This is a genomic window from Limnohabitans sp. Rim11, from assembly GCF_001269365.1.
Classification (GTDB): domain Bacteria; phylum Pseudomonadota; class Gammaproteobacteria; order Burkholderiales; family Burkholderiaceae_C; genus Limnohabitans_A.
Genome location: NZ_CXOM01000002.1, coordinates 485,981 through 506,056, shown reverse-complemented (window position 1 = coordinate 506,056; position 20,076 = coordinate 485,981). Strand labels below are relative to the sequence as shown.

Annotated in this window: 20 protein-coding genes and 1 pseudogene; 9 read left to right on the top strand and 12 right to left on the bottom strand. The window is 52.8% G+C overall.

The features are described 5' to 3' along the window. The first annotated feature begins 83 nt into the window (after window positions 1–83). Both AMM03_RS07115 and AMM03_RS14140 read left to right on the top strand, forming a co-directional pair. On the top strand, window positions 84–488 hold the full coding sequence (locus tag AMM03_RS07115) for a hypothetical protein (RefSeq protein WP_090129898.1): 405 nt from the start codon (window positions 84–86) through the stop codon (window positions 486–488). 239 nt (window positions 489–727) lie between these two features. Next, window positions 728–1,102 (top strand): hypothetical protein, encoded by a 375-nt coding sequence (locus tag AMM03_RS14140; protein WP_194942807.1) that lies wholly within the window; start codon window positions 728–730, stop codon window positions 1,100–1,102. Between the two features lie 16 nt (window positions 1,103–1,118). Here the strand turns inward: AMM03_RS14140 and AMM03_RS07105 are convergent, their stop codons facing one another. After that, a complete protein-coding gene (locus tag AMM03_RS07105) occupies window positions 1,119–2,717 on the bottom strand; it encodes a M48 family metalloprotease (protein WP_090129894.1) in 1,599 nt (532 codons plus the stop codon). A gap of 86 nt (window positions 2,718–2,803) precedes the next feature. On the opposite strand from AMM03_RS07105, the gene moaC reads away from it, so the two are divergent. Beyond that, window positions 2,804–3,310, top strand: a complete 507-nt coding sequence (moaC, locus tag AMM03_RS07100; RefSeq protein WP_228764603.1) for a cyclic pyranopterin monophosphate synthase MoaC — start codon at window positions 2,804–2,806, stop codon at window positions 3,308–3,310. 17 nt (window positions 3,311–3,327) lie between these two features. Here moaC and AMM03_RS07095 read toward each other — a convergent pair whose 3' ends face one another. The 4 genes from AMM03_RS07095 to sucC form a co-directional block, all read right to left on the bottom strand. Beyond that, entirely contained in the window at window positions 3,328–3,822 is a 495-nt protein-coding gene (locus AMM03_RS07095) for a pilin (RefSeq protein WP_090129890.1), read from the bottom strand. A gap of 100 nt (window positions 3,823–3,922) precedes the next feature. Then, entirely contained in the window at window positions 3,923–4,621 is a 699-nt protein-coding gene (locus tag AMM03_RS07090) for a TerC family protein (RefSeq protein WP_090129888.1), read from the bottom strand. A 121-nt stretch (window positions 4,622–4,742) separates the two neighbouring features. Further along, window positions 4,743–5,636: a succinate--CoA ligase subunit alpha gene (sucD, locus tag AMM03_RS07085; protein WP_090129886.1), complete on the bottom strand. Its 894-nt coding sequence runs from the start codon at window positions 5,634–5,636 to the stop codon at window positions 4,743–4,745. Window positions 5,637–5,640: 4 nt separating this feature from the next. Further along, window positions 5,641–6,804, bottom strand: coding sequence for an ADP-forming succinate--CoA ligase subunit beta (gene sucC, locus AMM03_RS07080; protein WP_090129884.1), 1,164 nt, complete (start codon window positions 6,802–6,804; stop codon window positions 5,641–5,643). A 170-nt stretch (window positions 6,805–6,974) separates the two neighbouring features. Here sucC and argC point away from each other — a divergent pair, with 170 nt between their 5' ends. Then, entirely contained in the window at window positions 6,975–7,901 is a 927-nt protein-coding gene (argC, locus tag AMM03_RS07075; protein WP_090129882.1) for an N-acetyl-gamma-glutamyl-phosphate reductase, read from the top strand. 17 nt (window positions 7,902–7,918) lie between these two features. Here the strand turns inward: argC and recX are convergent, their stop codons facing one another. Beyond that, on the bottom strand, window positions 7,919–8,392 hold the full coding sequence (gene recX, locus AMM03_RS07070; RefSeq protein ID WP_090129880.1) for a recombination regulator RecX: 474 nt from the start codon (window positions 8,390–8,392) through the stop codon (window positions 7,919–7,921). Between the two features lie 55 nt (window positions 8,393–8,447). Continuing rightward, window positions 8,448–9,476: a recombinase RecA gene (recA, locus tag AMM03_RS07065; RefSeq protein ID WP_090129878.1), complete on the bottom strand. Its 1,029-nt coding sequence runs from the start codon at window positions 9,474–9,476 to the stop codon at window positions 8,448–8,450. Between the two features lie 140 nt (window positions 9,477–9,616). On the opposite strand from recA, the gene AMM03_RS07060 reads away from it, so the two are divergent. The 3 genes and pseudogenes from AMM03_RS07060 (at window position 9,617) to AMM03_RS07050 (ending at window position 12,475) form a co-directional block, all read left to right on the top strand. Beyond that, entirely contained in the window at window positions 9,617–10,135 is a 519-nt protein-coding gene (locus tag AMM03_RS07060) for a MarR family winged helix-turn-helix transcriptional regulator (protein ID WP_090129876.1), read from the top strand. A 144-nt stretch (window positions 10,136–10,279) separates the two neighbouring features. Next, window positions 10,280–10,954, top strand: a complete 675-nt coding sequence (locus tag AMM03_RS07055) for a response regulator (RefSeq protein WP_090129873.1) — start codon at window positions 10,280–10,282, stop codon at window positions 10,952–10,954. A 24-nt stretch (window positions 10,955–10,978) separates the two neighbouring features. Next, window positions 10,979–12,475: pseudogene (locus AMM03_RS07050) on the top strand (sensor histidine kinase N-terminal domain-containing protein). An 11-nt stretch (window positions 12,476–12,486) separates the two neighbouring features. Here the strand turns inward: AMM03_RS07050 and AMM03_RS07045 are convergent. From AMM03_RS07045 to AMM03_RS07030, 4 genes are read right to left on the bottom strand one after another with little or no spacing between them, the layout of a single operon-like run. Beyond that, the gene (locus tag AMM03_RS07045; RefSeq protein WP_090129872.1) at window positions 12,487–13,143 is read right to left on the bottom strand and encodes a glutathione S-transferase family protein; all 657 of its coding nucleotides are present in this window, start codon (window positions 13,141–13,143) and stop codon (window positions 12,487–12,489) included. After that, the gene (locus AMM03_RS07040) at window positions 13,140–13,322 is read right to left on the bottom strand and encodes a hypothetical protein (RefSeq protein ID WP_090129870.1); all 183 of its coding nucleotides are present in this window, start codon (window positions 13,320–13,322) and stop codon (window positions 13,140–13,142) included. Before AMM03_RS07040 ends, AMM03_RS07045 begins: the two co-directional genes overlap by 4 nt. Beyond that, window positions 13,322–14,107 (bottom strand): biotin--[acetyl-CoA-carboxylase] ligase, encoded by a 786-nt coding sequence (locus AMM03_RS07035; protein WP_090129868.1) that lies wholly within the window; start codon window positions 14,105–14,107, stop codon window positions 13,322–13,324. Before AMM03_RS07035 ends, AMM03_RS07040 begins: the two co-directional genes overlap by 1 nt. Window positions 14,108–14,118: 11 nt before the next feature. Further along, complete coding sequence (locus tag AMM03_RS07030; RefSeq protein WP_228764633.1) at window positions 14,119–14,649, bottom strand: SET domain-containing protein; 531 nt, start codon at window positions 14,647–14,649, stop codon at window positions 14,119–14,121. Window positions 14,650–14,856: 207 nt separating this feature from the next. Here AMM03_RS07030 and AMM03_RS07025 point away from each other — a divergent pair, with 207 nt between their 5' ends. Together AMM03_RS07025 and AMM03_RS07020 are read left to right on the top strand one after the other, a co-directional pair. Further along, window positions 14,857–17,823 carry a DNA topoisomerase III gene (locus AMM03_RS07025; protein WP_090130744.1) on the top strand — a complete coding sequence of 989 codons (2,967 nt, stop codon included), beginning with the start codon at window positions 14,857–14,859 and terminating at the stop codon, window positions 17,821–17,823. A gap of 47 nt (window positions 17,824–17,870) precedes the next feature. Further along, entirely contained in the window at window positions 17,871–19,040 is a 1,170-nt protein-coding gene (locus AMM03_RS07020; RefSeq protein WP_090129864.1) for an ATP-binding protein, read from the top strand. A gap of 36 nt (window positions 19,041–19,076) precedes the next feature. Here AMM03_RS07020 and gap read toward each other — a convergent pair whose 3' ends face one another. Then, window positions 19,077–20,075 carry a type I glyceraldehyde-3-phosphate dehydrogenase gene (gap, locus tag AMM03_RS07015; protein ID WP_090129862.1) on the bottom strand — a complete coding sequence of 333 codons (999 nt, stop codon included), beginning with the start codon at window positions 20,073–20,075 and terminating at the stop codon, window positions 19,077–19,079. Window position 20,076: the final 1 nt, after the last annotated feature.

The window sequence follows — 20,076 nt, the reverse complement described above, 5'->3', positions numbered from 1 at the left end:
AGTCAATGCAGGGGTCAAAACTATGGCGGCGCCCTAGGATGAAGGCAGCTCAACATCGAGCTGTTTTTAAAAAAGGAAAAAATATGCAAACAGTTGAAATAGATATGGCTGACCAAATTCATGGCGGCGTTCCATTGCTCAAATCAAGATTCAGTTCAGGCACCGCCAACGGAAAACGCATCGATGGCAACGAATTAGGTGCGGGCTGTGGCACTGTCCGAAGTGATGCATTCATTCCCGATATTTTGTTCGGTATCGATATTTCTCAAGCTTGTTTTGAACATGACCAAAGTTATGCCACTTGTGGTTTTGAAAAAGACGTGGCCGACACCAACTTCTTTAACAACATCCAAAGTGACTGTAGTTCCCAAGGCGGTGGCTTTTGGGCTTGCGGCGCCATCTCCAGTATTTACTACATTGGCGTTGCGTTTTTAGGGGGTAGTGCCTATAGCTATGCGCAATTTAACAGTTGCTGGGCAAGCGATTGATGGTGTCCCCTGTGGCCTTCCGTTCACTCAAAATAAGCGCTACGATGTTTGCACTCTTCCTCTTGTCCATTGGTTTATCTTCGGCGTGGGCCAGTGCTTTTTTTGTAGACAAAGGCCACACCGAAACGATCGACGGTATTGCCTTTGAAATAGTGCCACCACATTTGTTCATCAAAAAAGCTTTCAAACTTCAAGGTGAAAATTTAACGCCTGCTCAATTGCGCGTCATTCGCGAGGCCATGCCCGCTATCGCCAGCATGACCCATCAGGTTTTAACGCGCCCCATCAATCAACCTGCCGAGAGGCAAGTTGAAGTAGGAGTGGAACGGGAAGATCAAGCTCAGCCAAGAAACATTTATCAGATCCAAAACATTGAAAGTAGCGCACAGCTTTATATTCAAACCCTCAAAAATTGGCAGGTAAAAGAAACAAGCATTCAATTTAGCAGCGATTATTTTTACAGGCCAAGTCAAGGAGAAAAGGTCAATTTCCGAGACACCTATGTGTTCACTAAATCTCAAAATCGTTGGCAATTTTTGAAGCACCCTCAAAGCGAGCCCGATGGTGTTTTGAAATGCAACAAGACAGCTGAAGGCTGGATGCGTTGCGATTGATCTAGCTCGGCATCTGTTAGTTGCCGCGTTCTTGTCGCTCCATCATTTGCTCTTTCAGCAGACCTTGGGCATACCGGAGTCGGGCATCTACAATGGAGGATTCAATGTGATCGCGCAGGAGTGCAGGCAACTTTCTGGAAGTATCTTGGGCCGCCCTGAAACGATCGACGGCAGCCCCAATGTCCCAGCGAGCCAATTGGGCCTCACCCTCTGAACGCAAACTGGCCAGAAGACGACCTTGTGCTGAAAATGAAGAGGCCAGAACTTGCCATGCTTGTGCATCGAGGGGGTGTTGCACCACCCAGCGCTGAAGTTGGTTAATTGCCTTGCCCAACAACTCAGTACTTTCCGCGTCAGGTGTCTGAACATGAACTCTCGCAACTGCTTGGCTGATGTAAATCAGCTCTGGACGTGGCCACACGCCTTGACTGGCAGAACTGCTGAGTAAATTCAATGCACCACGAATGTTTTCTTCTTTGAAGGCCAGTTCCGCTTCTAGCAATTGAATCAAACGCAATGCCGCAGGATGGTTGGCGGCCGCTTGCCTTAGTTGGGCGCTTAAGGCTTTGGCTTTGTTGAAGTCTCGCAACTGCATCAAAGACATGTAAGCACCGTACAAAACCCCTATTCGTTTGCTTTGGGACAGTTGACCCAAGTTGGGATCGGAGGCTTCATTCGCCCAAGACCGTAGCGCATCAACGCCGGGTTGTGCCAGCGTACGAGCTCTGGCAGACATCATGGCTTGAATCAGGTCTGCATTGAAGTTGTTGGTTTTGTTGTTCAGAAGTTGCTGTCGCGATTGCATGTCTGCGATGCGTTCAGTGGTCAGCGGATGGCTTCTGAGATAAGGAAATCCACCGTGGTCATTGAGCCCAGAGGCTTGCTGTAGTTTTCCAAACATGGTGACAAAGCCGTAGGTATCAAAACCTGCCTCCGCCAAGACGCTATAACCAATGCGGTCGGCTTCGCGCTCCATGTCGCGTGAAAAGTTCAATTGCGATTGGGCGGCCACCGCTTGGCCGCCAACGATCATGGCTTGTGCCCCTTGTGCGCTCTTGCCTGCGGCTAGCATGCCCAAAATCATGGCGCCCACCAGCCAGGGGGTCATGCGCGCCTGATCGCTCATAGACCTTGAGATATGTCTTTGTGTCACGTGGGTGAGTTCGTGGGCCATCACCGACGCCAATTCATCGCGGGTTGAAACCACGCTGATGAGGCCCAAATGAACACCCAAATATCCACCAGGCAATGCAAAGGCATTGACCGAGCGGTCTCTGCCAATCAAAATTTTCCAGGCAAAGCGCTCCATGAGTTCGGGGGTGAGCTCGCCCCGAGCCTGGGCGCTTTTGACAAGCGGTTGCCAAATGTCTTGCAAATACTCGTCCAGAATGGGATCTTCTAAATAGTCTGGATCACGGTAGAGTTCACGTGCGATGCGATCGCCCAATTTGCGTTCAGCACTCAAGGTGATGTCGCCACCATCTCCCAAGGAGGGCAGGTTTTGTGAGTTGGGCGGCAACTGTCCCCAAACAGGCGTAAGCCAAAGCGCTGCCACCAGCAACGCGATGAGAGATTTAGATTTTGGCGACCTTGGCTTCAAAGTATGTTGACCCATTTTTTGAGAAAACCCGAAACACGTATCATGCGGTAACGACGTCAACCGTTTGTAAATGGTTTTTACCAGTTTTTATGCCTCAGACCATGTCAAATTCAATGCCCAACCAGAATTCTCCTCTGACACATTTTGATTCGCAAGGCCAAGCCCACATGGTGGATGTGGGCTCCAAAGCATCGACGCATCGAGTCGCTGTGGCCACTGGGCGAATTCAAATGCTGGCGTCCACCCTGGCTTTGATTCAAGCGGGCACCGTCAAAAAGGGCGATGTATTGGGCATTGCACGCATTGCAGGCATTCAAGGCGCCAAAAAAACGTCTGACCTGATTCCCTTGTGTCATCCCTTGGCTTTGACTCGGGTAGCGCTGGACTTTGAAGTGCTGGCAGAGGCCGAAGTGCCAAGTATTGTGTGCACCGCCACCGCAGAAACCATTGGACAAACTGGCGTTGAGATGGAAGCACTCACCGCTGTTCAAGTGGCCCTGCTCACCATTTATGACATGTGCAAAGCCGCCGACCGCGGCATGACCATTACCGATGTAAAGCTGTTAGAGAAGCAAGGCGGCAAGTCGGGGCATTGGGTGGCTCCCTAAATAGAGCGCCGTGGCTGTCATGCCCCTTTGCAAGAGCTGGGCAGGTATTTCGATTCGAGCGGATTTGTGACTGCAGGCCCACAGGTCCATGCACTGACAGGTTTACCACCATCGGTTGTTCCGACTAACGCGGTGGTTCCGGTTTGGATAGGCGTTAGCGAAATGGCATTGGCGGTGGCGCTGGTCGTTCCACGCAATTTGGTGGGGTTGCCAGTGACGGTAATCACACCGTTGGCATCCACAGCAACACTTGAAACATATTGTGATGATTGGCTTGGGCATGCGGCAGGCAAAACCGTGCTGACATCGGCTTGAGATGCGGAGCTGACAGTTTCTGAAACAGCCGTTTTACATTGCGTAGCGGCCAATAACATTTCGGACACCTTGGCGCGCACCGCATAGTCTTGGTAAGCCGGCAAAGCCAATGAGCCCAGTACCCCAATGATGGCAATGACCACCATGAGTTCAATTAAGGTGAAACCGCGAAAGTAATTGGAGCGAGGCGCTGACATGGTGGTCCTTGGTAAAGAATAATTTTAATCTTGCTGGATGCATTAGGCCGTAAAAAAGCCGACCACAGCGGGTCGGCTTCGTGACAAACGCTTGCAAAACTCAAGCGTTGGCGTCGGGCGTTTCTTTGTGCGCGTGTTTGGCTTGGAAGTACTTGCCAATGGCCAAAACAGACAATGCGCCTGCGGTAGCCGCGGCATAGTGCAGCCAAGGATTCTCTGCGGAGAACTCGCGCAGGGCCACATCGCTGGCAATGGTTTCGCCGCCCACCCAGCCAATCAAACAAGCACCAAAGGTGACGATGATGGGGAAGCGTGTCATGAGTTTGATCATGATGGCACTGCCAAAAATAACCATGGGGATGCTGATGGCCAAGCCCAAAATGAGGAGCGTCATGTTGCCTTTGGCGGCTGCAGCCACGGCAATCACGTTGTCCAAGCTCATCACAATGTCGGCAATCAGAATGGTTCGAATGGCCGCAAACAAGCTGGCTTTTTCCACTTCGCCTTCGTCTTCGTCGCCATCTTCACTCAGCAATTGAGCGCCGATGTACAACAGCAAGATGCCGCCGATGATTTGTAAATATGACAACTCAAGGAGCGCTGCCGCGACCACGGTCAGTGCAATGCGAAGTACAACCGCAGCACCGGAGCCAAACATGATGGCCTGACGCTGTTGATGCTCGGGCAGTGATCTTGCCGCCAAGGCAATGACCACGGCGTTGTCGCCCGATAAGATGATGTTGATCCAGATGATCTTCATCAAGCCGATCCAGAAGTCGGCGTTTTGTAACATTTCCATGTGAGTCCCTTTGCATTTTTAGTAGGAATAAGAAAAGGCCCCTGAGGGCCAATTCTTTTGTCGGGACTTGAATTTTAACGGCCCGAATGGGCCGTGTGATGCGTAAAACTGCTTATGGCAATTACAGCATGGCCTTCAGCAAACGGCCCATTTCGGAAGGATTGCGGGTAATTTTGAAACCGCACTCTTCCATGATGGCCAATTTGGCATCGGCTGTATCGGCACCGCCAGAGATCAAGGCACCGGCGTGGCCCATGCGCTTGCCTGCGGGGGCTGTGACACCAGCGATAAAGCCCACGATCGGCTTCTTCATGTTGTCTTTGCACCAGCGAGCGGCTTCGGCTTCATCTGGGCCGCCAATTTCACCGATCATGATCACGGCATCGGTGTCGGGATCTTCGTTGAAAGCGCGCATCACGTCGATGTGCTTCAAGCCATTGATAGGATCGCCACCAATACCGACGGCAGAAGATTGGCCCAAACCGATTTCGGTCAGTTGTGCCACAGCTTCATAAGTCAATGTGCCTGAGCGTGACACCACGCCAATGCGACCCTTGCGGTGAATGTGACCGGGCATGATGCCGATCTTGATTTCATCGGGGGTGATCAAACCTGGGCAGTTGGGGCCCAAGAGCAAAGTCTTCTTGCCGCCAGCGGCTTCTTTGGCGCGCATGCGATTGCGCACTTCGAGCATGTCACGGACAGGAATGCCTTCGGTAATGCAGATGGCCAAGTCGAGGTCGGCTTCAACAGCTTCCCAGATGGCTGCTGCTGCGCCTGCTGGTGGCACGTAGATCACAGACACAGTAGCGCCAGTGTCGGAGGCCGCTTCTTTGACAGAGGCGTAAATTGGAATGTTGAAGATGGACTCGCCCGCTTTTTTGGGGTTCACACCTGCAACGAAGCAGTTTTTACCGTTGGCGTACTCTTGGCATTTTTCAGTGTGAAACTGACCGGTCTTGCCGGTAATACCTTGGGTAATGACCTTGGTGTCTTTGTTGATAAAGATAGACATGTAATTAACCTTTCACCGCTTTAACGGCAGCTTGTGCTGCTTCTGCCATGGTGTCCACGGAAATGATGGGCAAACCGCTTTCTTTGAGCATCTTCTTGCCCAGATCTTCGTTGGTGCCCTTCATGCGAACGACCAAAGGCACGTTCAAGTTAGTGGCCTTGCAAGCGGTGATCACGCCCGTAGCGATGGTGTCGCACTTCATGATGCCGCCGAAGATGTTGACCAAAATGGCTTTCACTTTGGGGTTCTTCAACATGATCTTGAAAGCTTCAGTGACTTTCTCGGGGGTGGCGCCGCCGCCCACGTCCAAGAAGTTGGCAGGCTCGGCGCCAAACAACTTGATGGTGTCCATGGTGGCCATGGCCAAGCCTGCACCGTTGACCAAGCAACCGATGTTGCCGTCCAAGCTGATGTAGGCCAAGTCGAATTTAGAGGCTTCGATTTCTGCGGGATCTTCTTCGTCCAAATCGCGGTAAGCCACGATTTCGGGGTGACGGAACAAAGCGTTGGAGTCGAAGTTGAACTTAGCGTCCAAAGCGCGGATGCCGCCGTTGCCTTCCAAGATCAAAGGATTGATCTCGACCAAAGACGCGTCGGTTTCCATGTAGCACTTGTAAACCTTCTGCAGCACGTCAGCGGCTTGGGCTGTCGAGCCAGCAGGCACGCCAATGGCGTCAGACAACATTTTGGCTTGCGCGTCGGTCAGGCCCAAAGCGGGGTCGACGATTTCGGTGATGATTTTCTCGGGCGTGTCATGTGCCACACCTTCAATGTCCATACCGCCTTCGCTGGACACAATCATGGCCACACGTTGTGAGGCACGGTCTGTGACAGCAGAGATGTAATATTCTTTTTTGATGTCAGCGCCGTCTTCAATGAGCAGGCGACGAACTTTTTGACCTTCTGGGCCGGTTTGGTGAGTGACCAACTGCATGCCCAAAATTTCACCGGCGAGTTGTTTCACTTCGTCGATGGAGCGGGCCAGCTTGACGCCGCCGCCCTTGCCGCGACCGCCCGCGTGAATTTGTGCTTTGACAACCCATACTGGGCCGCCCAATTTTTGAGCGGCTTCCACCGCTTCTTGCACTGTAAAGGCCGGAATGCCGCGGGGCACTGGCACACCAAATTGACGCAAGATTTCCTTGCCTTGGTACTCGTGGATCTTCATGAGGTTTCTCTCAGAGGGTGGTTATTCTCACCAGCCAGTCAGGGCAATTTACCCATAACAAGCACTGGACACTGCAGTCGGCGACTGTATCATGTTGCAACGCACCAATCTTGAGCCGAGTCACTTACATTGACTTGACGCGGCAAAAAATTTTCTTGGGAGAGCCCTGAATGGTTAAAAAAATATTCATCGATGGCGAAGCTGGAACCACCGGACTCTTGATCCGGGAGCGTTTGTTGGCCATGTCCGAAGTCGAATTGGTCAGTATTGCGCCAGAAAAACGCAAAGATCCAGAAGCCAAGCGCGAGCTGATGGCCCAAGTTGATTTGGTCATTTTGTGCCTGCACGACGACGCGGCCAAAGAGTCTGTGGCCATGATCGACGCCATGACGGGACGCAAACCGCGCATCATCGATGCCTCCACGGCGCACCGCGTCAACGACAGTTGGGTCTTTGGTTTTCCCGAAATGAGGGCCGGGCAGCGCGAGGCTGTGATCCAAGCCGAGCGCGTGAGCAACCCTGGTTGCTACGCTTCGGGTGCCATTGCCATCTTGGCGCCTTTGGTCAAGGCGGGTATTGTGCCTGCAGACTTTGCGGTGGCTTTGCCGTCAGTAAGTGGTTACTCAGGCGGCGGCCGACCCATGATTGAAGACTATGAAGCAGGCCGTGCGCCTTTGCACGAAGCCTACGCTTTGGGCCTTCAGCACAAGCATGTGCCCGAGATCATGAAGTACACAGGACTGACGCGTCGACCTTTGTTTTTGCCATCTGTTGGCAACTTCCGGCAGGGCATGCTGGTGCAATTGCCACTTCATTTGGACGACCTGCCTAGCAAACCCAAGGTGGCGGATTTGCACCAATGTTTGGCTGACTACTACGCAGACAGCCTTAAAAATGGTGGGTGGGTGGATGTGCTGCCAGCCGAAGACAGTGGCAAATTGGGTGCTACCGCCAACAACGACACCAACAAAATGGAGCTTCGAGTGTTTGGCAACGAAGCACACCGGCAGGCTGTTGTGATTGCACGCTTAGATAATTTGGGCAAAGGCGCAAGCGGTGCGGCTGTTCAAAATCTGAAGTTGATGCTGGGCCTTTAAGGCGTGGCTTTAAAAATCTAGTTTTCAAAGTCGTCGTCGGGCGCACCGGATTGCTTAACGACCTTGCGAACCACTTCAGCTGAAAAACCGCGCGTGAGCAAGAATCGGTAGTGCTTGGCGCGTTCGTTGGCATCGGCTGCTGGCGTACCAAACTTTTTTTGCCAGACGCCTTGTGCCCGGCCGAATTCGGAATCTTTTAAATCCAACATGGCTTGCGACACGGCCGCGGGTGCCAAGCCCTTGGCTTGGAGCTCTTGCTTGATGCGGCCATTGCCTAGTTTGGAAGCACGGTGGTTGAGCACGGACTCCAAGACGCGTGTTTCGTCGATGAAACCTTTGGCTTGGAGGTCGTCGAGTGCTTGAGCCAGCTCGCCTGGCACTTCTTCGTGGGGTGACAGCTTGCGAACCAGCTCAGCCCGAGAGTGTTCGCGCTGCGACAAAAGTCGCAGCGCACGTCCTTTGAGGGACAACTTAAACCCAGGCTGAGCCATTGATCAAGGAACGCAACTGAAATAAGTGCAATGTGGCTGAACGCGTATCTTTGGCTTAGGCGGCCGTGACGGCTTCGGCCAACAAAGGAATGCCCAAAGATTCGCGCACTTTGTTTTCGATTTCTGCGGCCAACTCAGCGTTCTCGCGCAAAAACTCACGGGCGTTGTCGCGGCCTTGGCCGATTTTTTCGCCGTTGTAGGCATACCAGGCACCCGACTTGTCGATGATTTTGGCTTCGACGCCCATGTCGATGATTTCGCCCTGGCGGCTAATGCCCTCGCCAAACAGAATGTCGAACTCGGCCGTTTTGAAGGGCGGGGCCACTTTGTTTTTGACCACCTTGACTTTGGTTTCGTTGCCGATGGCTTCGTCGCCGCGTTTGATGGTGCCGGTGCGGCGGATGTCTAGGCGCACAGAAGCGTAGAACTTGAGCGCATTGCCGCCCGTGGTGGTTTCGGGGGAGCCGAACATGACGCCAATCTTCATGCGAATTTGGTTGATGAAGATGACCATGCAATTGGTTTTCTTGATGGTGGCGGTGAGCTTGCGCAGGGCTTGGCTCATGAGACGGGCTTGGAGGCCGGGCAGGGAGTCGCCCATGTCACCTTCAAGTTCGGCTTTGGGGGTGAGTGCGGCCACGGAGTCGATGACGACCAAGTCGACGGCGCCTGAGCGAACCAAGCTGTCGACAATTTCGAGGGCCTGCTCGCCGGTGTCGGGCTGGCTGATGAGCAGGTCTTGCAGGTTGACGCCGAGTTTTTGGGCGTATTGAATGTCCAAGGCGTGCTCGGCATCGACGAACGCGCACTGACCGCCGATTTTTTGCATTTCGGCAATGACTTGTAAGGTGAGGGTGGTCTTGCCAGATGACTCTGGGCCGTATATTTCAACCACGCGGCCACGGGGCAAGCCGCCTACGCCCAAGGCAATGTCCAAACCCAAAGAGCCCGTGGAAACCACTTGGATGTCTTCGATGACTTCGCCTTCACCCAAGCGCATGATGGTGCCTTTGCCAAATTGTTTTTCGATTTGGGCCAGGGCTGCTTGGAGGGCTTTGGTTTTGTCGCTGTTTTGGTCGCTCATGAAAATCTCCTTGAGAATCAACGGGTTAAAAATGGTGCATTCAGAAAGTTGATCAAAGACTGGATGCTTGAACAGTACTGTAATGCCATTGTCTCGATCCGTAAATAGATTTTTTAGTCAGTTTGATTTACTATTAAGAAATGCCAGCGAATGACAGTTCAACCCCAAATTCAGACTCAAACCCCAGCTTGACGGCGGTCTTAGACGACCGCTGGCGCGAGACGCATTTAGGGCGATTACTAGGCCATGCCATGCGGCGTTTTGACGCACGGGTCTTGAGCCTGATGGCCAACAACGAGCAAGTGCCATTGGCCCTGTCCAATTTGGCGGCCAGAGATCAAATCAGCGCAGCCCACGTCCACATCACTCGGCACCTATCGTTACAAGGATCGCGCTTAACCGATCTGGCAGAGGCCGCGGGCATGACCAAACAGGCCATGGGCAATTTGGTGAACCAATGCGAAGCTTGGGGCTTGGTTAGAAGAGAAAACGACAGCAGAGATGCAAGAGCCAGGCGCGTTGTATTTACACAGGATGGATTAGCTTGGTTGGCCGCTTTTCAAATGGCTGTTGCCCAAGCCGAGAGCGAATTCAAAGCGTCAGTTGGGTTAGAAATTGCCACAGTGGTTGCACTGGGCTTAGAGGCTTATTGCATGTAAATACGCGTCAAGCGATGCGGAGAAGGCAATCTCGATGAAGCAGGCACGTGGCGAAAGTTTCTCCGAACTTGGCTTAGAGTCGCCTAAAATTTGAAAACTGGCAAACGGGCACAAAGCCCAACTTAAAAAAACCGGGAGACAGACATGCGCATTTTGATTGCAGAAGACGATCAGGTCTTGGCCGATGGCTTGCTGAGGAGTTTGCGCAGCGCGGGTGCAGCGGTCGATCATGTGGCCAGCGGCTCAGAAGCCGATGCGGCACTCATGACCAACAACGAGTTTGATCTGCTCATTCTCGATTTAGGTTTGCCTAAATTGCATGGCCTGGAAGTATTGAAAAAATTGCGCGCCAGAGGCTCCACTTTGCCAGTTTTGATTTTGACCGCGGCCGACAGTGTGGAAGAACGCGTCAAAGGTTTGGATTACGGCGCTGACGATTACATGGCCAAGCCGTTTAGCTTGCAAGAATTAGAAGCGCGCGTTCGCGCATTAACCCGCAGAGGAATGGGCGGTGCAACTTCCCAAATCAAACACGGCCCGCTCATTTACGATCAGTCTGGACGTGTTGCCACCATCGACGGCAAGATGGTTGAGTTGTCTGCCAGAGAGTTGGGTTTGTTAGAAGTGTTGTTGCAGCGCGCGGGTCGCTTGGTTAGCAAAGACCAATTGGTCGAGCGTTTGTGTGAGTGGGGTGAAGAGGTCAGCAACAATGCGATCGAAGTCTACATTCACCGTCTGCGCAAAAAAATTGAAAAAGGCCCCATTCGAATTGCGACGGTGCGCGGCCTTGGCTATTGCTTAGAAAAAATTCCCGGATAAGCCAGCCATCAACTAGCCGTTTGAATGAAGTCTAAAAACTGGCAGCGCTCCTTTTTTCGTCGCGAGCAACGCTCGCTGTTTGGCGAGATATTGGACTGGATGCTCACGCCATTGCTATTGCTTTGGCCCGTCAGTTTGGCGCTCACATGGTTGGTTGCCCAGGGCCTTGCAAACAAACCCTTTGACCGCGCCCTCGTCTACAACGTGCAGGCTTTGGCACAGCTGGTCAAGCTCAGTCCAGATCAACAACGCATTCAATTTAATTTGCCACAACCCGCCAGTGAGTTGCTGCGAGCAGACGACTCTGATTTGGTTTACTACCAAGTCATCGGCCCCCAAGGCGAGTTACTTGGCGGTGATCGCGACTTGCCGCAACCGCAGGACGATGAAAAGTCGGGCAGCTACGAGGTCAAAATTCGAGATGATGAAATGCGCAGTCTCGAAGTGCGAGTGGCCTACACCTGGGTGACGCTGGCCACCGAGAAAACACATGTCGGTTCGGTCTTGGTTCAGGTGGCAGAGACGCGCGAAAAAAGATCGGTATTGGCGACTGAAATTATCAAAGGCGTGATGCTGCCGCAGTTCGCCATACTGCCCTTGGCCGTATTACTCGTCTGGTTGGCTTTGGTGCGCGGCATCAAACCACTGTCACAGTTGGAGGAGCGCATTCGTGCCAGAAAATCGGACGACTTAAGCCCCTTGGATGAAAAAGCGGTGCCACTTGAGGTTGCGCCTTTGGTGTCGTCAGTCAATGATTTGTTGGGCCGCTTGAAAGATTCGATATCAACCCAAAAAAGATTTTTAGCGGATGCAGCACATCAACTGAAAACTCCCTTGGCAGGGTTGCGTATGCAAGCTGATTTGGCACAAAGAAAAGACAGCAGCGAATAAGAGTTGAAACATTCGCTCAAGCAAATTGGCCGCGCCAGTGTTCAAGCAACCCACACGGTGAACCAGTTGTTGTCACTCGCACGCGCAGAGGGTGGCAGTGCGCTAGATCTTCAGTCTTGCGACATGGAGGCCTTGATCAGTGAAGTATTGATGGACTCATTGCCCCGCGCCATGGACAAAGGTTTGGACCTGGGTTACGACGGTGTAGAAGACGAGGACAAGCGCAGATTTTTAAACATACAAGGCAACCCCACCTTGTTGAAAGAAATGATTCGCAACTTGGTCGACAACGCCATTCATTACACGCCCAGTTCTGAAGAAAGACCTGGCGTCATTACGGTGCGCTTGTTGGTTGATCCCTACAGCCAAGCTGTGGCTGTGCAGGTTGAAGACAACGGCCCTGGCATTGCGGCCGCTGAAAGAGAGCGAATCTTTGAACCTTTTTACCGTGCGTTGGGCAGCAATGTCGATGGTTCAGGTTTGGGCTTGCCCATCGTTCGGGAAATTGCGCAAAGGCATGGCGCAACGGTTTCTGTCGATGTCGCTCATCCGGGTCAAGCATCACCCGGCGCGTGTTTCACCATTCGGTTTGCACGCGCCAGCAATCAATTCAAAATCAGCATCAATTGATGCTGGTTGATTTAGGCTGATTTGTAGAGGTTTAATTGCAAACGCTCGCGCTCAATGACCTGCGCCACTTGAACATCATTGGCGACGCGATTGACATGCGCCCAGAGGCTTGGATAAGTTGTGGGGTCGATGCCTGCAATGCTGCCCCAACGTGTGAGCGTCAGTGAATAAGCATCGAGTGGCCCTAAGACTTCACCAGACAGCCAGCCAGAAGGCGACAAGTGATTGACAACCAAACTCTCCAGCTCGCTCAGCAAGCCCTTGTAAACCTGCGTGTTGAAGGTTTTGAGTGCAGCTTGAACGTCGGCTTGATCGCTGAACTTTTGCGGCATGAAAATGTGCGTGAAGGTGGGGTGCACCGTGTTGTTCATCCAGGCCAAGACTTCGATGGCCTTGGCGCGTGCCACAGGTTCAGTTGGTAAAAACTTGGCCTCTGGAAACTTTTGATCCAAGTACAAAATGATGGCCACAATTTGGGTAATCACTTTGCCGTCGTCTACCAACACGGGTACCTGACCACGTGGGTTGATGGCTCTGTATTCCTCGCCATATTGTTCGCCCTTGTGCAGCTTGACCATGGTCGGTTCGAAAGCGGCGCCAGACAATTGAAGCAGCACATGCGGCACGAATGAGCACGCACCGGGTGAAAAATAGAGTTTCAAGCTCATGATGTTTTCCTTGTGATCAAAATATTTTCAGGTTGAATTTGTTGCTGCTTGCGTTCGGGTTCGCGCACGCTGCTGGGTGCAAAACCCCAAGATTGCAGCACACCGTCACGCCAGACATAAAGGGCAGCGTTCAAAATCATCAAGATCAAAATGAACCAACGCAATGGCATGTGTTTCATCAAGCACCTGCCGATAGATGCAAGGGCCTCACGCGGACTTCGGCGTTGTTGACTTTGACCAAACCTTGAGCCGTGTCAATTTGCAAAACACCGAGTTCATCGACACCTTCACACACGCCTTGAATGCCGTCGCTGGTGTGAACCACTTGCCCTAAAATAGCGTCACGTTGATTGAATCGATGTTGCAAAGGTGCGAAACCTTGGGACTTGAACTCAAGCAGCATGCGAATCAAGGGCGCAGCGACACGTTCTAGCACCAGGGGCGCCGTTGCTTCTGCCCAAAACTCTTGGATGGCTGCGGCAGGTGTTCTTAAGTCGGTGGCGGTGGGCTTGCGAACATTCAGCCCCACGCCAATCACTGCGTAACTTTGAGGGCCCTGGCTGGCGGCTTCAATCAAGATGCCGCCCAGTTTTCTTTGTTGACGCCACAAATCGTTGGGCCACTTAAGTTGAACATCAGGCCCCAGCGACTCTGCCAAGCTCAGCCCAACAGCCAAAGACAATCCCGACCAATTGTCAGGTTGATAGGGCAGCCCAATAGAGAATGTCAGTGCATCGCCTAATTCACCTAACCATGCACGGCCTTGACGTCCGCGCCCCGCAGATTGCCGCTCTGCGACCAACAGAATGGGGTCGTGTTGTCCGGCCCGAGCACGCCTCATGAGCTCGGTGTTGCTTGAATCGATTTCGGGCAAGATTTCAACGCTGAAGCCCGGTAGGTGGGGCACAACAGACTGCCAGATGTTTTCGGCTGGCCAGCGTTGAGGGGTTGCCAAAGTGGACATCGCTTCTGGCTTTATGCCTTCTTTTTGACCGCTTTAAGCTCTTTTTTCAGCTTCTTGATTTTCTTCTCAATCTTTTTGATTTGACTGGGAATTTTGGGTGTCGCAGGTCGGCGCTTCGGTGCCAAAAGTGTTTTGCGGCAATTGGGGCTGCCACACCAGCAGGGGTATTCAGCCTTCAATTTGGGCGTGTAGGGCTCGTCAATGATCAAGCCGTAGTCGTAATTGAGCTCTTCACCGGCCTTGATGTTGCGCAAGGCTTTGATGAAGATGCGGTCATTGTCTTCGTCGGCTTCACAGTTGGGGTTGCAGCTGTGGTTGATCCATCTAGAAGAGTTGCCGCCATGCAGCGCGTCAATCACTTTGTCTTCGTTCACATGGAAATAGAAGGTGTGATTGGGGTCGGACGGATCATGGGGATGGCGGTCTTGCGCCTCGTCCCAACTGATGATTTCACCCACATATTCAAACAAGGTCTCGCCTTCGGCAATGTCTTGCAAGGCAAAAACACCTTTGCCATGGACGCCAGAACGGCGCACCTGCACGCGGCGGCCTGAAGCTGGTAACGCCTTGGACGCCTTTGTTTTGACGCCAGGCTTGGCAACAGGCTTTGAAGTCGATTTTGTCGACGTAAGATTATTTTTGACCACGGCGTTAAAAATTTGTTATGGTGAAAACATGTGGGCGCGCGTGTGCGCGTGCCCGTGTGTGTACACGTGCGCATGCGCGCACGCGAGACCGGATTGTATGAGATGAAAACATTGGTAATTGCAGAGAAGCCTTCAGTGGCTCAAGACATCGTGCGTGCTTTGACGCCGATTGCGGGTAAATTTGAAAAACACGAGGACCACTTTGAGAGTGAAACCTATGTGGTGACCAGCGCGGTGGGCCACTTGGTTGAAATTCAGGCCCCCGAAAAATTTGACGTGAAACGCGGTAAGTGGAGCTTTGCCCATTTGCCCGTCATTCCGCCCTACTTCGACTTGAAGCCCGTCGACAAGACCAAAACCCGGCTGAACGCCGTGGTCAAGCAGGCCAAGCGCAAAGACGTGGGCGCCTTGGTTAACGCCTGTGACGCGGGCCGCGAGGGTGAACTGATCTTCCGCCTCATTGAACAATATGCGGGCACGCAAAAGGCCGGGCAGACCATTCCACTGGGCAAGCCCGTGCAGCGCCTGTGGTTGCAAAGCATGACGCCACAAGCCATTCGAGATGGCTTTGACAAGCTGCGCTCGAATCAACAGATGCAGGGTCTGGCCGATGCCGCGCGCAGCCGCTCTGAAGCCGATTGGCTGGTGGGCATCAATGGCACCCGTGCCATGACGGCCTTCAACTCACGCGACGGTGGCTTCTTCTTAACCACTGTCGGCCGTGTGCAAACGCCTACGTTGGCCGTGGTGGTGGAACGCGAAGAGCAAATTCGCAAGTTCATCAGCCGCGACTATTGGGAAGTGCACGCGCAGTTTGATGCTGCGGCGGGCACCTATCCAGGCAAGTGGTTCAACACAGCTTGGAAGAAAGACGCCGAAGACGCTGAGAAAAAGGCCGATCGTGTTTGGACGGCTGCTGAAGCCGATGCCATTGTGCAAGCCGTTAATGGCGCCAAAGCCACTGTCACAGAGGAAGCCAAGCCCACCACCCAGGCCAGCCCCCTGCTGTTTGACTTGACGTCTTTGCAGCGCGAGGCCAACGGCAAGTTTGGTTTCTCGGCCAAAACCACCTTGTCGCTGGCGCAGTCTTTGTATGAGCGCCACAAAGCCCTTACCTACCCCCGTACCGATTCACGTGCCTTGCCCGAAGACTACTTGCCTGTGGCCAAGGACACGTTCAATATGCTGGCCGACAGCGGCATGAAGCATTTGGCCCCCCATGCCCTCACAGCGCTCAACAACGGCTATATCAAGCCGTCTAAGCGAATTTTTGACAACGCCAAGGTCAGCGATCACTTTGCGATCATTCCCACCTTGCAGGCCCCTTCTGGCTTGTCTGAGGCCGAACAAAAGTTGTACGACTTGGTGGTGCGCCGCTTTATGGCGGTGTTTTTCCCCAGCGCCGAGTACATGGTGACCACCCGCATCAGCACCGCCGCTGGCCACAGCTTTAAAACCGAAGGCAAAGTCTTGGTCAAACCAGGTTGGTTGGCCATCTACGGCAAAGAAGCCGCCAATGAAGTGGACGACGCCAAAGAAGGCGACAAAGGTCAAAACTTGGTGGCGGTGGCGCCTGGTGAGCAAGTGGGTGTGGGTTCGATTGAAACCAAGCCACTCAAAACGCGGCCCCCCGCACGCTATTCAGAAGCCACCTTGCTGGGTGCCATGGAAGGCGCCGGCAAGATGGTGGACGACGATGAGCTGCGTGAAGCCATGCAGGAAAAAGGTTTGGGCACGCCAGCCACTCGCGCTGCAATCATCGAAGGCTTGATCAATGAGAAATACATTTTGCGGGATGGTCGCGAAATGATTCCCACGGCCAAAGCTTTCCAACTCATGACCTTGCTGCGCGGTTTGGGTGTGGAAGAATTGTCCAAGCCCGAACTGACCGGTGAGTGGGAATACAAGCTGTCGCAAATGGAGCAAGGCAAACTCAGCCGCGAAGACTTCATGCAACAAATTGCCAACATGACCGAGCACATCGTCAAGAAGGCCAAGGAATACGATCGCGACACCATCCCTGGCGATTACGCCACCTTGAGCACACCCTGCCCCACCTGTGGCGGCATTGTGAAAGAGAACTATCGCCGCTACGCCTGTGTGGGCAAAGACGCTGCAAGCGATGACACCGCTGCAGCAGGCTGTGGCTTTTCGTTTGGCAAAACACCTGCAGGCCGTACCTTCGAGCAAGCTGAAGTGGAGCAATTCTTGCGCGACAAGAAGATTGGGCCGCTGGAAGGTTTCCGTTCCAAAGCGGGCTGGCCTTTCACTTCTGAAATTGCGTTGAAGTACAACGAAGAAGAGAAAAACTGGAAGCTCGAGTTTGACTTTGGCAACGACAAAAACGCCGAAGAGACTGGCGAGATTGTCGACTTCACTGGCAGCGAGTCCTTGGGTGCATGTCCCAAATGCGGCGGCGCTGTGCACGAGCACGGTAGCAATTACGTGTGTGAAAAATCGGTGCCCACTGAAGGCCAGCCCACCCCCACTTGTAATTTCAAGAGCGGCAAAATTGTGTTGCAGCAAGTGGTGGAACGCGAGCAAATTGCCAAGCTGCTGAGCGCAGGCAAAACAGACTTGTTAGAAAAATTTGTGAGCAATCGCACGCGCCGCGCCTTCAAAGCATTCTTGTCATGGAATGCTGAAGAAGACAAAGTGGTGTTTGAATTTGAACCCCGCACCAGCAAGTTCCCGCCGCGCAAGACGCCTGCTAAATATGCAGCTGGCGCTAAAACGGCTGCTGGAAAAACTACGGGTAAGGCAGCCGCGAAAACCAAAGCCCCTGCCAAAAAAGCAGCGGCGAAGAAAACCGCAGCTGCTAAAACACCGCGCAAAGCGGCCGTGGGCAACCTCACGCCCAGCGCAGATTTGGCCGCCGTCATTGGCACCGACAAAGTGGCACGCACAGAAGTGGTGAAGAAGTTGTGGGACTACATCAAGGCGCAAGGCTTGCAAGACCCCACGAACAAACGAGCCATCAACGCCGATGCCAAACTCAAGCCGGTGTTTGGCAAAGATCAAATCACGATGTTTGAATTGGCGGGTTTGATTGGGAAACACTTGTCTTGAAATCATTTATCCTTGCATATTCGTCACGGCGTGACTAAAATGCAAGGATGTTTGAAAGACTAACCCGCGCCAAAATTGCTGAACAGCTTCTATGGAGTCCGGCCGTTGGCATTCTGGGGCCTCGCCAGGTAGGCAAGACAACTTTGGCCAAGGACTTGGCTGTAGACCTTCAAAAAGCCGTTTATTTAGACTTGGACACTGCGCAAGCCATGGCGCAGTTGGGCAACCCGTCTTTGTTTTTTAAGGCGAACCGTGATCGTTTGGTGGTTTTGGATGAAATTCAAAATCAGCCTGAACTTTTGAATGAATTGAGAGGCGAAATCGACGCGGACCGTCGCCCAGGACGCTTCTTGTTGTTGGGATCAGCTTCGTTTAAGTTGTTGAAGCAGTCGCAATCTTTGGCCGGCCGCTTGTCATTGGTCGACATGTCGCCACTTGTACTGAGTGAGGTATTTGAAAAGTTTGAGGATAACCAGACACTTTGGCTGAGAGGCGGGTTTCCAAACAGCTATCAAGCGAAAACCAGCGAAGCATCTTGGGATTGGCGCCAAGCTTTAATTCGTCATTTTTTAAATTCAGACTTTCCAGCGCTTGGCATCAATGTATCGCCACCTTTGATGCACCGTTTTTGGCGCATGGTCGCCCATTTGCATGGTCAGATGTTCAATGCATCCGCGGTAGCGGCATCCTTGGGTATTTCAGCTTCATCTACCGGCAGATATTTAGATCATCTTTGCGACACCTTGATGGTTCGAAAACTAGAGCCCTACTTTGTGAATCTCGGCAAACGGCTTGTTAAATCGCCTAAAGTTTATGTGCGGGACAGTGGCTTGTTGCACAGCTTGCTGGGCATCCAAGAAGTCAACGATTTGTTAGGACACCCAAGCACGGGCGCGTCTTGGGAAGGGTTTGTGATTGAGCAGATATCAGCACACTTGCCATCAAGTGCCAGCATGTCTTTTTATAGAACAGCAGCCGGCGCAGAACTCGATGTGGTGGTGGAGCTGGGCCGAAAAAAAATTGGTTTTGAAATCAAGTTCTCAAGTGCACCCAAAGTCACTAAAGGTTTTTGGCAGGCGTGTGAGGATGTCGGGGTTGATGAGGCGTTCATCGTGGCGCCGGTTGAATCTGGTTGGCCCGTTGAAGAGGGTGTCAGTGTGATTGGTGTCATGGACATTGCAAAGCGAATGCAAGACCTCAAAAAAAAGGCCCAGTGAAAACCACCGGGCCTTTGCTTCAGAAAAAAAGCGTCATTATTTAGAAATAACGCGAACCATTTCCAAGCACTTGTTGGAGTAGCCCCACTCGTTGTCATACCAGCTGACAATTTTCACGAAGGTGGTGTCCAAGGCCAAACCTGCGTCGGCATCGAACACGCTGGTGCAAGGCTCGCCGCGGAAATCAGTGGCCACCACTTTGTCTTCGGTGTAACCCAAGATGCCCTTCAATGCGCCTTGTGATTGAGCTTTCATCTCTGCGCAAATTTCTGCGTAGGTGGCTTCTTTGTTGAGTTCAACAGTCAAGTCAACCACAGACACATCGGAGGTTGGCACGCGGAAAGACATGCCAGTCAGCTTTTTGTTCAACTCAGGAATGACCACGCCCACCGCTTTGGCGGCGCCCGTGCTGGAGGGAATGATGTTTTCCAAGATGCCGCGGCCGCCGCGCCAGTCTTTGTTGCTAGGGCCGTCCACTGTTTTCTGTGTGGCTGTTGCAGCGTGCACGGTGGTCATCAAACCGCGCTTGATGCCCCACTTGTCGTTCAACACTTTGGCCACAGGTGCCAAGCAGTTGGTAGTGCAAGAAGCGTTGGACACAATAGTTTGGCCAGCGTATTTGGCGTGGTTCACGCCGAACACGAACATAGGAGTGTCGTCTTTGGAAGGGGCAGACATCAATACTTTTTTGGCGCCAGCGGTCAAGTGTTTTTCGGCAGAAGCTTTGTCCAAGAACAAACCAGTGGCTTCGATCACGATGTCGGCGCCCACTTCGTTCCATTTGAGAGCGGAGGGGTCGCGCTCTTGTGTCAAACGAATTTTGCGGCCGTTCACAATCAGGTTGTTGCCGTCGACAGACACTTCGCCTTTGAAGCGGCCGTGCACGCTGTCGTACTTGAGCATGTAGGCCAAGTAGTCGGGCTCGAGCAAGTCGTTGATGCCGACCACTTCGATGTCAGAAAAATTTTGAACGGCGGCGCGAAACACCATGCGGCCGATGCGGCCAAAACCGTTGATACCTACTTTGATCGCCATG

Excerpts from the sequence above, each read along its gene's own strand:
- AMM03_RS07115 (WP_090129898.1), top strand. The coding sequence starts at position 84 with ATGCAAACAGTTGAAATAGATATGGCTGACCAAATTCATGGCGGCGTT.
- AMM03_RS14140 (WP_194942807.1), top strand. The coding sequence starts at position 728 with ATGCCCGCTATCGCCAGCATGACCCATCAGGTTTTAACGCGCCCCATC.
- AMM03_RS07105 (WP_090129894.1), bottom strand. The coding sequence starts at position 2,717 with ATGGGTCAACATACTTTGAAGCCAAGGTCGCCAAAATCTAAATCTCTC.
- moaC (WP_228764603.1), top strand. The coding sequence starts at position 2,804 with ATGTCAAATTCAATGCCCAACCAGAATTCTCCTCTGACACATTTTGAT.
- AMM03_RS07095 (WP_090129890.1), bottom strand. The coding sequence starts at position 3,822 with ATGTCAGCGCCTCGCTCCAATTACTTTCGCGGTTTCACCTTAATTGAA.
- AMM03_RS07090 (WP_090129888.1), bottom strand. The coding sequence starts at position 4,621 with ATGGAAATGTTACAAAACGCCGACTTCTGGATCGGCTTGATGAAGATC.
- sucD (WP_090129886.1), bottom strand. The coding sequence starts at position 5,636 with ATGTCTATCTTTATCAACAAAGACACCAAGGTCATTACCCAAGGTATT.
- sucC (WP_090129884.1), bottom strand. The coding sequence starts at position 6,804 with ATGAAGATCCACGAGTACCAAGGCAAGGAAATCTTGCGTCAATTTGGT.
- argC (WP_090129882.1), top strand. The coding sequence starts at position 6,975 with ATGGTTAAAAAAATATTCATCGATGGCGAAGCTGGAACCACCGGACTC.
- recX (WP_090129880.1), bottom strand. The coding sequence starts at position 8,392 with ATGGCTCAGCCTGGGTTTAAGTTGTCCCTCAAAGGACGTGCGCTGCGA.
- recA (WP_090129878.1), bottom strand. The coding sequence starts at position 9,476 with ATGAGCGACCAAAACAGCGACAAAACCAAAGCCCTCCAAGCAGCCCTG.
- AMM03_RS07060 (WP_090129876.1), top strand. The coding sequence starts at position 9,617 with ATGCCAGCGAATGACAGTTCAACCCCAAATTCAGACTCAAACCCCAGC.
- AMM03_RS07055 (WP_090129873.1), top strand. The coding sequence starts at position 10,280 with ATGCGCATTTTGATTGCAGAAGACGATCAGGTCTTGGCCGATGGCTTG.
- AMM03_RS07045 (WP_090129872.1), bottom strand. The coding sequence starts at position 13,143 with ATGAGCTTGAAACTCTATTTTTCACCCGGTGCGTGCTCATTCGTGCCG.
- AMM03_RS07040 (WP_090129870.1), bottom strand. The coding sequence starts at position 13,322 with ATGAAACACATGCCATTGCGTTGGTTCATTTTGATCTTGATGATTTTG.
- AMM03_RS07035 (WP_090129868.1), bottom strand. The coding sequence starts at position 14,107 with ATGTCCACTTTGGCAACCCCTCAACGCTGGCCAGCCGAAAACATCTGG.
- AMM03_RS07025 (WP_090130744.1), top strand. The coding sequence starts at position 14,857 with ATGAAAACATTGGTAATTGCAGAGAAGCCTTCAGTGGCTCAAGACATC.
- AMM03_RS07020 (WP_090129864.1), top strand. The coding sequence starts at position 17,871 with ATGTTTGAAAGACTAACCCGCGCCAAAATTGCTGAACAGCTTCTATGG.
- gap (WP_090129862.1), bottom strand. The coding sequence starts at position 20,075 with ATGGCGATCAAAGTAGGTATCAACGGTTTTGGCCGCATCGGCCGCATG.